At 73.4% G+C, this 12,038-nt stretch carries 11 protein-coding genes; 7 read left to right on the top strand and 4 right to left on the bottom strand.

What is annotated here, in order from left to right; all coding sequences use genetic code 11:
- Positions 1-2: 2 nt before the first annotated feature.
- Positions 3-437, top strand: coding sequence for a nucleoside deaminase (locus ACFYYN_RS27695; protein ID WP_499510654.1), 435 nt, complete (start codon positions 3-5; stop codon positions 435-437).
- Between the two features lie 24 nt (positions 438-461).
- Here the strand turns inward: ACFYYN_RS27695 and ACFYYN_RS27690 are convergent, their stop codons facing one another.
- The 3 genes from ACFYYN_RS27690 to ACFYYN_RS27680 are packed head-to-tail and all read right to left on the bottom strand — an operon-like array spanning position 462 to position 4,169.
- The gene (locus ACFYYN_RS27690; protein ID WP_499510655.1) at positions 462-1,508 is read right to left on the bottom strand and encodes an ABC transporter permease; all 1,047 of its coding nucleotides are present in this window, start codon (positions 1,506-1,508) and stop codon (positions 462-464) included.
- A 2-nt stretch (positions 1,509-1,510) separates the two neighbouring features.
- Positions 1,511-3,082 carry a sugar ABC transporter ATP-binding protein gene (locus tag ACFYYN_RS27685; protein ID WP_500547923.1) on the bottom strand — a complete coding sequence of 524 codons (1,572 nt, stop codon included), beginning with the start codon at positions 3,080-3,082 and terminating at the stop codon, positions 1,511-1,513.
- Positions 3,083-3,116: 34 nt separating this feature from the next.
- Complete coding sequence (locus ACFYYN_RS27680; protein WP_499510657.1) at positions 3,117-4,169, bottom strand: sugar ABC transporter substrate-binding protein; 1,053 nt, start codon at positions 4,167-4,169, stop codon at positions 3,117-3,119.
- A gap of 232 nt (positions 4,170-4,401) precedes the next feature.
- On the opposite strand from ACFYYN_RS27680, the gene ACFYYN_RS27675 reads away from it, so the two are divergent.
- The 6 genes from ACFYYN_RS27675 to ACFYYN_RS27650 all read left to right on the top strand — a co-directional run bounded on the left by ACFYYN_RS27675 (position 4,402) and on the right by ACFYYN_RS27650 (position 10,398).
- Positions 4,402-5,742 carry an enolase C-terminal domain-like protein gene (locus ACFYYN_RS27675; RefSeq protein ID WP_500547922.1) on the top strand — a complete coding sequence of 447 codons (1,341 nt, stop codon included), beginning with the start codon at positions 4,402-4,404 and terminating at the stop codon, positions 5,740-5,742.
- Complete coding sequence (locus tag ACFYYN_RS27670; RefSeq protein WP_500547921.1) at positions 5,739-6,506, top strand: SDR family NAD(P)-dependent oxidoreductase; 768 nt, start codon at positions 5,739-5,741, stop codon at positions 6,504-6,506. The genes ACFYYN_RS27675 and ACFYYN_RS27670 overlap by 4 nt, the downstream gene beginning before the upstream one ends.
- Positions 6,507-6,520: 14 nt before the next feature.
- Positions 6,521-7,513 carry an aldo/keto reductase gene (locus ACFYYN_RS27665; RefSeq protein WP_500547920.1) on the top strand — a complete coding sequence of 331 codons (993 nt, stop codon included), beginning with the start codon at positions 6,521-6,523 and terminating at the stop codon, positions 7,511-7,513.
- Entirely contained in the window at positions 7,510-7,821 is a 312-nt protein-coding gene (locus ACFYYN_RS27660) for an L-rhamnose mutarotase (protein WP_361791698.1), read from the top strand. Before ACFYYN_RS27665 ends, ACFYYN_RS27660 begins: the two co-directional genes overlap by 4 nt.
- Positions 7,818-8,672 (top strand): amidohydrolase family protein, encoded by an 855-nt coding sequence (locus ACFYYN_RS27655; protein WP_500547919.1) that lies wholly within the window; start codon positions 7,818-7,820, stop codon positions 8,670-8,672. The genes ACFYYN_RS27660 and ACFYYN_RS27655 overlap by 4 nt, the downstream gene beginning before the upstream one ends.
- 82 nt (positions 8,673-8,754) lie before the next feature.
- Positions 8,755-10,398, top strand: a complete 1,644-nt coding sequence (locus tag ACFYYN_RS27650) for a PucR family transcriptional regulator (protein WP_500547918.1) — start codon at positions 8,755-8,757, stop codon at positions 10,396-10,398.
- Between the two features lie 37 nt (positions 10,399-10,435).
- Here the strand turns inward: ACFYYN_RS27650 and ACFYYN_RS27645 are convergent, their stop codons facing one another.
- Positions 10,436-11,968, bottom strand: coding sequence for an NCS1 family nucleobase:cation symporter-1 (locus ACFYYN_RS27645; protein WP_500547917.1), 1,533 nt, complete (start codon positions 11,966-11,968; stop codon positions 10,436-10,438).
- Between the last annotated feature and the right edge of the window lie 70 nt (positions 11,969-12,038).

Here is a 12,038-nt window from a genome sequence, read left to right as displayed (position 1 = left end):
CGATGACCGACGAGATGACGACCCGGCTGCTGCGCCGGGCGGTCGAACTGGCCGCGGAGGCCCGTGCGTCCGGCAACCCGCCCTTCGGCTCGCTGCTGGCGGGGCCGGACGGCGCCGTGCTCGCCGAGGACCGCAACAGCAGCCTGAGCGACGACGACATCACCGCCCACCCCGAGCTGAAGCTGGCGCGGTGGGCGGCCCGGGAGCTCGATCCGGCCACCGCGGCCGCCACCACCCTGTACACCAGCTGCCAGCCCTGCGGGATGTGCGCGGGCGCCATCGAGCGCTCGGGCCTGGGCCGGGTCGTCTACGCCCTGTCCACCGACCAGCTCACCGGGCTCAAGTCGCCCGCCGCCAAGGCCGGTTTCCCGCACGTGCCGCAGGACGGCCCGGCCCTGTACGACGAGGCCCGCGTCCCGGTCGAGGGCTACTACTGATCCCGTCGGCCCCGCCCCGCGGCCTCACTCCTGCTTCTCGCCCGAGGCGAAGCGGGAGATGATCAGGGCGACGATGATGATGGCCCCGTTGAGGAACTGGTTCCACAGCGGGGGCACGCCCGCCAGGGTCATCACGTTCACGACGAGCTGCAGGGTGAGGACACCGGTCAGCGCCCCGAAGAGCGTGCCGCGGCCGCCGTTGAGGCTGACCCCGCCGATGACGGTCGCGGCGAAGACCTGGAAGATCCAGCCGCTGCCCTGGTCCGCGGAGATCGAGCCGTAGTGCCCGCTGTAGAGCACGCCCGCGAAGGCCGCGAGCACGCCGCCCACGATGAGCACCACCCAGGTGATCCGGTCCACCCGGATTCCCGCGGTGCGCGCGGCCTCGGGGTTGCCGCCGATCGCGTACAGCGCCCGGCCGTGCCGCAGCCAGGCGAGCGCGCAGCCGCCGACCGCGAAGAGCAGGGCGCAGACCCAGATCGCGGCGGGCACCCCGGCCCAGGAGGCGTGGCCGAGGTAGGTGAAGGAACCGGGGAGCTCCACGATGGAACGGCCCTCGGAGATGGCGATCTGCAGCCCGCGCAGCATGGTGAGCGCGCCGAGGGTGACGATGAAGCCGTTCAGCCGCAGCTTGAGGATGAAGAAGCCGTTGACGGCACCGATGACCGCGCCGACCAGCAGGCACACCGGTATCGCCGTCCAGACCGGCAGCAGTTCCAGTCCGTTGAAGCGGCCGCCCGCGGAGGGCAGGACGAGCCAGACGGCGATGACCGGCGCGACGCCGATGGTCGACTCCAGCGACAGGTCCATCCGGCCCGCGATGAGGATCAGCGCCTGGGCCAGCACGAGCAGGCTGAGCTCGGTGGACTGCTGGGCGACCCCGATGAGGTTGTCGGAGGTGAGGAACGCCGGCGAGACGATGAAGCCGATGACGCCCAGCACCAGGATGGCGGGGACGAGGGACAGTTCGCGGAAGCGGGCGAGCCCGCCCGGTACGCGGCGCGGCGTCCCGGCCGCGGCCGCCTCGGCGGTGGGCACCGGCGGCTCGGTGACGTCAGTGGTGGTGGACATGGCTACCCTTCCTCTTCCTCTCCCTGCTCGGTGTCCCGCGACTGCGCGGGACGGGCGGCCACGCCCTCCATGGCGGCGACCAGTTCCTCGTCACGCCAGCCCCGGCCGAACTCCGCGACCACCCGGCCGTGGAACATCGCCACGATCCTGTCGCACGCCCTGAGGTCGTCCAGCTCGTCGGAGACGACCAGCGCGGCCCGGCCGTCGTCGGCGACCTTGCGGATCCTGCCCAGCAGGAACTCCTTGGACCGCACGTCCACCCCGTTGGTGGGCCGTACCGCGACCAGCACATGGGGGTCGGTGGCCAGGGCGCGGGCGACCACGACCTTCTGCTGGTTGCCGCCCGAGAGCGCGGAGACGGAGGTCGCCGCGCCCGGCGTCCTGATGTCCAGGTCCTTGATCATGCGCTCGGCGAACTCGCGGGTCCGCGAGGGCAGTACGGTGCCGAACGGCCCGAGCTGGTCCGTGACCGTGAGGGTGGCGTTCTCGGCCACGCTGCGCGTGCCGACCAGGCCCTGGTGGTGGCGGTCCTCGGGGACCAGGCCCACCCCCGCGGCCAGGGCCGCGGGAACGCCGGAGCCGCGCACCTCCCGGCCCGCGACGGTGATCCGCCCGGCGTCGGCGCGGTGCAGCCCGGCGAGGGTCTCCCCCAGCCGGACGTTGCCGCTGGCGGTGGCCCCGGCGAGGCCGACGACCTCCCCGGCGCGGACCTCCAGGCGGACGTCCGCGTAGGCGCCGCGCAGGGTCAGGCCGGTCACGTCCAGCAGCGGCGCGCCGCCGGTGGCCGCCGCCCGGCCGCCCGCCGGGGCGCCGGCCGCGGGCGCGGCGGCGCTCTCCCCGGTCATCGCCTCGACCAGGGCGTCGTGGTCCAGTTCGGCCACCGGGGCGGTGACGATGTGGCGGGCGTCCCGGTAGACGGTGACGGTGGTGCAGAGGTCGTAGACCTCCTGCAGGTGGTGCGAGATGAAGAGGAAGGCCACGCCCTGCCGTTGCAGGTCGCGGAGCTTGTCGAAGAGCCGGGTGATACCGCGGGCGTCGAGCCGGGCGGTGGGCTCGTCGAGGATGATGAAGCGGGCGCCGAAGGACAGGGCGCGTGCGATCTCGACGAACTGCCGCTGCTCGACCGTGAGGTCGCGGGCGCGGGCGGCGGGGTCGATGTCGACCCCGTACTCGCCGAGCAGTTCGGCCGCCCGGCGGCGCAGTGCCGTCCACCGGATGGGGCGCAGCGCGCCGGGGCTCTGCCGGTTGAGGAAGAGGTTCTCGGCCACGGAGAGGTCGCCGATGACGGTGGAGCGCTGGTAGACGCAGGCGACCCGGGAGCGCCAGGCGTCGGTGTCGCCGAAGGAGGGCGCCGGTTCGCCCGAGAAGCGCAGGGTGCCGTCGTCGGGCTGCTGGAGGCCGGTGAGGATGCCGACGAGGGTGGACTTGCCGGCGCCGTTGCGGCCCACGAGGGCGTGCGACTCGCCCGGGGCGACCGAGATGCCCGCGTCGCGCAGCGCCACGGTGGCGCCGAACCGCTTGCTGATCCCGGTCGCCTCGGCCACGGCCGGCGGCGCGGTGGCGGGGTCCGCCATGGTGGTCTTCCGTTCTTCGGGTGCGGACGGACGGTCAGCCGATGTTGTTGCCCCACAGGGCCTTGTCGTCGACGTTCTCCTTGGTCACCAGCGGCGCGGGGAGCTGGTCCTCCAGGCCGTTGGGGATGCTGATGATCGTCGAGTCGTGGTCGGTGGGGCCCGCCTTGAAGGTCTTCCCCTCCGCGGCGGCCTTGGCGTAGTACAGCGCGTACTTGGCGTAGAGGTCGGCGGGCTGGGAGACGGTGGCGTCGATCTCGCCCTTGCGGATGGCGTCCAGCTCCTGCGGGATGCCGTCGTTGGAGACGATGCTGATGTGGCCCTTCTGCCCGGCCGGCTTGAGCAGGCCCTTCTGCTTGAGCAGGGCCAGCGTCGGCTGCAGGAAGACACCGCCCGCCTGCATGTAGATGCCGTTCAGGTCGGGGTGCTGGGCGAGCAGGCTCTGCAGCTTGGCGGAGGCGACGTCGCCCTTCCAGTCGGTGGGCAGCTCGAAGACCGTGATGCCGGGGAACTTCTCCTTCATGCACGCCGCGAACGCCTCGGAGCGGTCGCGGCCGTTGATGGAGTCCAGGGCGCCCTGGAACTCGGCCACCTTGCCCTTGCCGCCCAGTTGCTCGCCCAGGAACTCGCAGGCCTTGGTGCCGTACGCCTTGTTGTCGGCGCGGACGACCATGTAGACGTCGCCCTTGTCGGGGCGGGTGTCCACGCTGACCACGGGGATCTTCTTGCCGGCGAGGGTGTCGAGGGTGGAGGCGATGGCGCCGGTGTCCTGCGGCGCCATCACGACGGCCTTGGCCCCGGTGTTCTGGAAGACCTGGACGTTGGCGACGAGCTTGGTGATGTCGTTCTGCGAGTTGCTCCGCGGCAGCGCGTTCAGGCCGTCGTCCTCGATGCCCTTCTCGACGTACTGCGCGTAGGAGTTCCAGAAGTCGGAGTCCGAGCGCGGCAGGTCGATGCCGATGGCGGGCTTGTCGTCGCCGGAGCCGGCGGCGGTGCCGGTGCTGCCGCGGTTGCAGGCGGTGGCGAGCGCGGCCGTGACGAGAACGGCCGCGGCGATCGCGGCGGTGGAGCGCGTGCGGGCGGGCTTCATGCCGTGTTCTCCCTGTCCGGGTAAGCCGGGGCGATTCATCCGAGGTATCCCGGACGAAAGGAAGGTAAGTCCGTCCCGCGACCCTGACAACCCCTTATACGGACACGATCGAATGGAGTTCGAGGGGCGAGACATCCGAGGAATGGATTGCCAGCCCCGTCCCGGAGGCCTAGAGTCACCGTGGCGCGAGACCTCCGATGTCTTGGCCAGGCCGAGCGTGAAAGGCAGCCACTTGTCCGCAACCTCCGCCCGCATCACCGCGATCGACACCCACGACATCCGCTTCCCCACCTCACGGGAGCTCGACGGTTCGGACGCGATGAATCCGGACCCCGACTACTCCGCCGCGTACGTGGTGCTGCGGACCGATGCCGACGACGGCCACGAAGGACACGGCTTCGTCTTCACCATCGGCCGGGGCAACGACGTCCAGGTCGCGGCGATCGAGGCACTCCGCCCCCATCTCGCCGGCCGGCCGGTCGAGGAGCTGTGCGCCGACCCCGGCTCCGTGGCCCGCGACCTGACCGGCGACAGCCAACTGCGCTGGCTGGGGCCCGAGAAGGGCGTGATGCACATGGCGATCGGAGCCGTCGTCAACGCCGTGTGGGACCTGGCCGCCAAGCGCCGGGGCCTTCCGCTGTGGCGGCTGCTGGCCGAGGCCGAGCCCGAATGGCTCGTCTCCCAGGTCGACTTCCGCTACATCGCCGACGCCCTCACCCCCGAGCGCGCGCTGGAACTGCTGCGCGCGGGCCGGAAGGGCGCCGCCGCGCGCACCGCCGAACTGCTGGAGCACGGCTACCCCGGCTACACCACCTCGCCCGGCTGGCTCGGCTACTCCGACGAGAAGCTGACCCGCCTCGCCGAGCAGGCCGTGGCCGACGGCTTCACCCAGATCAAGCTGAAGGTCGGCGCCGACCTGGGCGACGACGTACGGCGCATGCGCACGGCCCGTGCCGCCGTGGGCCCGGACGTACGCATCGCGATCGACGCCAACCAGCGGTGGGGCGTCGCCGAGGCCGTGGCATGGGTCACCGCGCTGGGCGAGTTCGACCCGTACTGGATCGAGGAACCCACCTCCCCCGACGACGTCCTCGGCCACGCCGCGATCCGCAAGGCGGTCGCGCCGGTCCGGGTCGCCACCGGCGAGCACGTGCAGAACCGGATCGTGTTCAAGCAGCTGCTGCAGGCCGGCGCGATCGACGTGCTGCAGATCGACGCGGCGCGGGTCGGCGGGGTCAACGAGAACCTGGCCATCCTGCTGCTGGCCGCCGCCTTCGGCGTCCCGGTGTGCCCGCACGCCGGCGGCGTCGGACTGTGCGAGCTGGTGCAGCACCTGTCGATGTTCGACTTCGTGGCACTGGCCGGCACGACCGAGGACCGCTCCATCGAGTACGTGGACCACCTCCACGAACACTTCACCACGCCGGTCGTCATGCGCCGCGGCCACTACACCGCTCCGGTGGCGCCCGGCTTCTCCGCGCAGATGAGGCCGGAATCGATCGACGCGTACCGCTACCCCGACGGTACGTTCTGGGTGGCCGACCGGGCACGGCAGGAAGGTGGGACGGCATGAGCGAGGAGTTGCGCGACCTGGAGGGCCTCGGGGCCCTGGTCACGGGCGGTGCCTCCGGGATCGGGCTGGCGACCGCGCGGCTGCTGGCCGCGCGCGGCGCCCGCGTCGCCGTACTGGACCTGGCGCCGGACGGACTGCCGGCGCACCTGACGGGTTTCAAGGCCGACGTCAGCGACGACGCCTCCACCCGCGCCGCCGTGGACTCCGCGGCGGAAGCCCTCGGCGGCCTCGACGTCCTCGTCAACAACGCGGGCATCGGGGCGGCGGGCACCGTCGAGGACAACCCCGACGAGCAGTGGCACCGCGTGCTCGACGTCAACGTGCTCGGGATCGTGCGCACCACCCGCGCCGCGCTCCCGCACCTGCGACGCTCGGCCCGTCCCGCGATCGTCAACACCTGCTCCATCGCCGCCACCGCCGGGCTGCCGCAGCGCGCGCTGTACAGCGCCAGCAAGGGCGCCGTGCTCTCGCTGACCCTGGCGATGGCCGCCGACCACGTCCGCGAGGGCATCCGGGTCAACTGCGTCAACCCCGGTACCGCCGACACCCCGTGGGTGGCCCGGCTGCTGGACGCCGCCGACGACCCCGAGGCGGAACGCGCCGCCCTCCACGCCCGGCAGCCGATGGGCCGCCTGGTGACCGCCGACGAGGTCGCCGCCGCCATCGTCTACCTGGCGAGCCCCGCCGCGGCCTCCGTCACCGGCACCGCGCTCGCCGTGGACGGCGGCATGGCCGGGCTGCGGCTGCGCCCGGCCGGGAAGTGAGGGCCCGGACCGCGATGCGCACCACCACCCTGGGCCGCAGCCACGTCGCCGTCACCGAGGTGGGCTTCGGCGCCGCCCCGATCGGCAACCTCTTCACCCCGGTCGCCGACGACGCCGCCCGCGCGGCCGTGGACGCCGCCTGGGACGCAGGCGTCCGCTACTTCGACACCGCGCCCCACTACGGGCTCGGCCTGTCCGAACGCCGGCTCGGCGCCGCCCTGCGCGACCGGCCGCGGGCCGAGTACACCGTCTCCACCAAGGTCGGGCGGCTGCTGGAGCCCGGCGGACCGGGCGGGGACGACCTGGCGAACGGCTTCGCCGTGCCCGCCGGGCTGCGCCGCGTCTGGGACTTCAGCGCCGACGGCGTCCGGCGCTCCATCGAGGCCAGCCTGGAGCGCCTGGGCCTGGACCACGTCGACCTGGTCTACCTCCACGACCCCGACGACGACGCCGAGGAGGCCTTCGGCCAGGGTTACCCGGCGCTGGAGCGACTGCGCTCGGAGGGCGTCGTCCGCGCGATCGGCGCGGGCATGAACCAGACCTCCATGCTCGCCCGCTTCCTGCGCGACACCGACGTCGACGTGGTGCTGATGGCCGGCCGCTACACGCTGCTGGAGCAGGAGGGCCTCGCCGAGGTGCTGCCGCTGGCGGCGTCCCGCGGCGCGAGCGTCGTCGTGGGCGGTGCCTTCAACTCCGGCCTGCTGATCGACCCCGGCGAGGACGCCACGTACGACTACGCCCCCGCCCCGGAACCCGTGCTCGCCCGCGCCCGGCGCCTGCGCTCGGTGACGGGCCGGCACGGCGTGCCGCTGCGCGCGGCCGCGCTGCGCTTCCCCGCGGCCCATCCCGCCGTCGCGAGCACGCTGGTGGGGCTGCGCTCCGCCGACGAGGCGCGGGACACCGCGGCGATGCTGCGGCTGCCGCTCCCGGCCCCGATGTGGGCCGACCTGCGCGCCGAGGGCCTGCTCCGCGCGGACGTACCCGTACCGGACGAGGAGGTGTCATGAGGGTCGCCCTGCACACGAAGGTGCGAGCGGACCGGATCGCCGCCTACGAGGCGGCGCACCGCGAGGTGCCCGCTGAACTGACCGCCGCCATCCGCGGCGCGGGCGTGCGCGAGTGGACGATCTGGCGCAGCGGCGGCGACCTCTTCCACCTGCTGGACGTCGACGACTACCCGGCGATGCTCGCCGCGCTGGAACGGCTGCCCGTCAACATCGCCTGGCAGGCGAGGATGGCGGAGCTGCTGGAGGTCGCCCACGACTACTCCGCCGAGGGTGCCGGGGCGCCGCTGCCGGTGGTGTGGCGGCTGTGACCGCGGCGGAAGGCATCGTCGACGCGCACCACCACCTGTGGGACCTGTCGGTGCGCGACCAGGACTGGATCACCGGGGAGCGGCTGGCCCCGCTGCGCCGCGACTTCTCCCTCGCCGACCTGGAACCGGAGGCGAAGGCCGCCGGGGTCACCGCGACCGTCCTCGTCCAGACCGTCACGGTGGCCGCGGAGACCCCGGAGTTCCTGGCGCTGGCCGCGGGCAGCGACCTGGTGGCCGGGGTGGTCGGCTGGACCGACCTGACGGACCCCGCGGTCGCGGACCGGCTCGCGGCCCTGCGCGAACTGCCGGGCGGCGAGCACCTGGTGGGGATCCGCCACCAGGTGCAGGGCGAAGCCGACCCCGAGTGGCTGCTCCGTCCCGACGTGCTGCGCGGACTGCGCGCGGTGGCCGACGCGGGGCTCGTCTACGACCTGGTGATGCTCGCCCGCCAGCTCCCGGCGGCGACCCGCGCCGCCGGCCTCGTGCCCGAGCTGGTGTTCGCCCTCGACCACCTGGGCAAGCCGCCCATCTCCGAGGGCGGGACGCGGCCCTGGAGCGACGACCTGCGGTCGCTGGCCGCACGGCCCAACACCGTGTGCAAGCTCTCCGGCATGGTCACCGAGGCCGACTGGGACACCTGGACCACGGCCGACCTCACCCCGTACGCCGCCACCGCCCTCGACGCCTTCGGGCCCGGCCGCCTGATGTTCGGCTCCGACTGGCCGGTGTGCCGACTCGCCGCCTCCTACGCCGAGGTGGTCGACGCCGCCCGCGCCCTGACCGGCGGACTGGACGACGGCGAGCGGCGGGAGGTCTTCTCCGGCACGGCCCGGCGCGTCTACGGCCTCTGATCCCCCCGCGCGGACCGGCCCCCGGCGGGGTGCGGGTGACTAGACTCCCACCCCTGGCAGCACGAGGGACGGGCGTGGGCGCGTGAGCGACGGCAGACCGGACACACCCCCGGCGGGCGCGGCGGGGCGGCTCACCGTGCGCGACGTCCTCGACCTCGACCTCGTGACGCCCTGGGTGCCGGAGGTCGTGGCCGGTTCCGCCCATCTGCACCGCGCGGTGCGCTGGCTGCACGTGGCCGAGGCGCTGGACGTCGGGGTCATGCTCAGCGGCGGGGAGATGGTGCTGACCACCGGACTGCTGCTGGCGGGCGACGAGCGGGCGCAGCGCGAGTACGTCGAGTCGATGCAGCGCGCCGACGTCGCGGCGGTCGTCCTGGGCCTCGGCCGGGCGTTCCGCACCACGCCCGAGCCGATGCGCCGGGCCGCCGAGCGCTGCGGGGTGCCGCTGATCGTGCTGCACCGGCCGGCACCGTTCGCGCGGCTCACCGAGGAGGTGCACGCGCGGCTGGTACACGGCCGGTTCGCCGCGCTCGACCTCTCCGACCGGGTCCGCTCCTCGCTGACCGCGCTCAACCTCTCCGGCGCCAGCCTCCAGCAGGTCCTGGACGAGATAGCGGCGCACAGCGGCTGCCCGGCCGTCGTCGTCAACCTCGCGCAGCGCGTGCTGGCCTCGGCCGGGGACAAGGGCTCGCTCAACGACCTGCTGCGCGACTGGGAGCGGGTCTCCGGTCAGGTCGCCGAACTGGCCGGCAGCGGCGCGGTGACGGTCGGCCCGGACGGCTGGGTCGTCGCCCCGCTGGAGGCGCGGGGCCGGCAGTGGGGGCGCCTGGTGCTCTTCGGCTACCACGGCCCGGAGGAGTTCGGCCGGGTGCTGGGCGCCCGTGCCTCCGAGGCGCTCGCCATGCACCGCCTCCTCGGTGACCAGGACCGGGGCTGGGAGGACCAGGCCGCCGAGTCGCTGCTGCACGACCTGGCGACGGGCACGGCCCGCCCCGAGCAGCTGGTCACCCGGGTGCGCGCAGCGGGGCTCCCGGTCAACCGGCGCACCTTCGTGCCCGTCGTCGTCCGCCCCCTCGGAGCGGCGCCGGAGGGCCGGGACGACATGCCGGAGCTGATCGAGCACGTACTGGCCGAACACCCCGGCGTCGCCGGGCTGGTGGCGCGGATCGGCTCCGCCGGCACGGCGGTCCTGCTGAGCGTCCCGTACGGTCAGGACGCCGACGCCGCCGCGCACAAGGTGGCGGTGCGGGTGCACGAGGAGCTCGCCGGGCGGCACCGTACCGCGGTGGCCGGCGCGGGTTTCGGCTGCCGGGAGCTGGACGAGGTCCGCCGTTCCTTCGTCGAGGCGGTGCACGTGGCGGACGCGGCGGTCGCCGGCCCGCCCGGGGCACCGGTGGCCCGGCTGCGCGACGTGCGGTTGCGCGGCCTGGTCCGCCTGCTGCGCGACGAGCCGGAGCTGCAGGCCTTCATCGGGCGGGAGCTGGGGCCCCTGCTGGGGAACCCGGCGCTGCTGGAGGTGCTGCGCACCTACCTGGCCACGGGCCGCAACAAGTCGGCGGCCGCCCAGGTGCACCACGTCAGCCGGCCCGCCCTGTACCGGCGGCTGCAGAGCATCGAGTCGCTGCTCGGCATCGACCTGGACGACTGGGAGCAGCTCACCTCGCTGTACGTGGCGCTGCTCGCGCACGAGGCGCAGCGCGCCGCGGGGCCCGGGTCCGGCCGCTGAGCGGACCGGACCCGGGCCCCGGTACGAACCGGCGGGGTCAGCTCCTGCGGTCGGGCGCGAGACGGCTGAGCAGGAGGTAGACGAGGAGGGAGGCGGCGAGGCCGACGGCCCACCCGTAGTCCGCGAGCGGCTTCAGGAAGGGGATCATCCCGTCGACGGGGAACGGCCCCTGCTTGACGCCCTTGGCGTCGAGCCCGGAGTGCGAGCCGCCGATGGCCAGGACACCGCCGACCGCGAACGCCGCCAGCGCCCGCCAGTTCCACCCGCCGTCGTACCAGTAGCGGCCCTCCGTCCGGTACAGGTCGGCCAGTTCCAGCCGGGTGCGGCGCAGGATCCAGTAGTCGGCGATGAGGATGCCGGCCACCGTGCCGAGCAGACCGCCGACGGTGCCGAGCCAGGTGAAGATGTACGCCTGCGGGCTGGCCAGCAGCTTCCAGGGGAAGATGACGACGCCCACGACCGCGGTGATCAGCGCACCGGTACGGAAGCTGATCCTGCGCGGCGCGATGTTGGACAGGTCGAAGGCGGGTGAGACCACGTTGGCCGCGATGTTCACCGACAGGGTGGCCACCAGGACCGTGATCAGCGCGAAGAGCACCGCGGCCCAGTTGTCGAGCTTCGCGGCCAGCGCCACCGGGTCCCAGATCGGCTCGCCGTACACCGCCTGCGAGCCGGAGGTCACCAGCACCGACAGCAGCGCGAACAGCGTCATCGTGGTGGGCAGTCCGAGGGACTGGCCCCACAACTGGGCGCGCTGGCCGGCGGCGTAGCGGGTGAAGTCGGGGATGTTGAGGGAGAGGGTCGACCAGAAGCCGATCATCCCCATGAGGGCGGGGAAGAAGACCTTCCAGAAGTCACCGCCCCAGCCGAGGGCGGAGGGCTGGTCGAGCAGCGGGCCGAAGCCGCCGGCCTTCACGCTCATCCAGATCAGCAGCGCGATCGCGCCGACGATGACGAAGGGGGCCGCCCAGTTCTCGAACCGCCGCACCATCTCCATGCCGCGCACGATGATCGCGACCTGGATGATCCAGAAGACGACGAAGGAGAGCCACTGCGTCCACGGGTAACCGCCGATCGTCCCGGCGGTCGCCCAGGAGTCGCCGAAGAGCTTCCCCGCGAGCAGGAAGATGCCGGAGCCGCCGATCCAGGTCTGGATGCCGAACCACACGCAGGCGACCGCCGCCCGGACCAGGGCGGGCAGGTTGGCCCCGCGCACCCCGAACGACGCGCGGGCGAAGACCGGGAACGGGATGCCGTACTTGGGACCGGCGTGGCCGGTGAGCAGCATCGGCACGAGCACGATGAGGTTGGCGAGGGCGATGGTGAGCACCGCCTGCTTCCAGTCCATGCCGAGGGCGACCAGGCCCGAGGCGAGGGTCCAGGAGGCGACGTTGTGCGCCATCCCGATCCACAGCGCGGTGAAGTTGTACGTGGTCCACTTCCGCTTGGCGAGCGGAACGGGGAGCAGGTCCTCGTTGGCGTAGGGGCCGGACGGGACGGCGTCGGGCGGGAGCTCGACGCGGCCGTCGGCCCCGGTTCTTCCGGCAGGGGGTGGAGCGGTGGCTGTCATGGCAGCCCCCTTCGTTCGAGGCGGGGAACGGGGATCGAACGTGCCGTGCGGGGGGATGGCGGGCCCGGGA

The organism is Streptomyces sp. NPDC001902 (genome assembly GCF_042891295.1).
Lineage (GTDB): Bacteria > Actinomycetota > Actinomycetes > Streptomycetales > Streptomycetaceae > Actinacidiphila.
The sequence above is the reverse complement of the archived record's forward strand: the minus strand, read 5'-3'. Positions and strand labels throughout refer to the sequence as shown.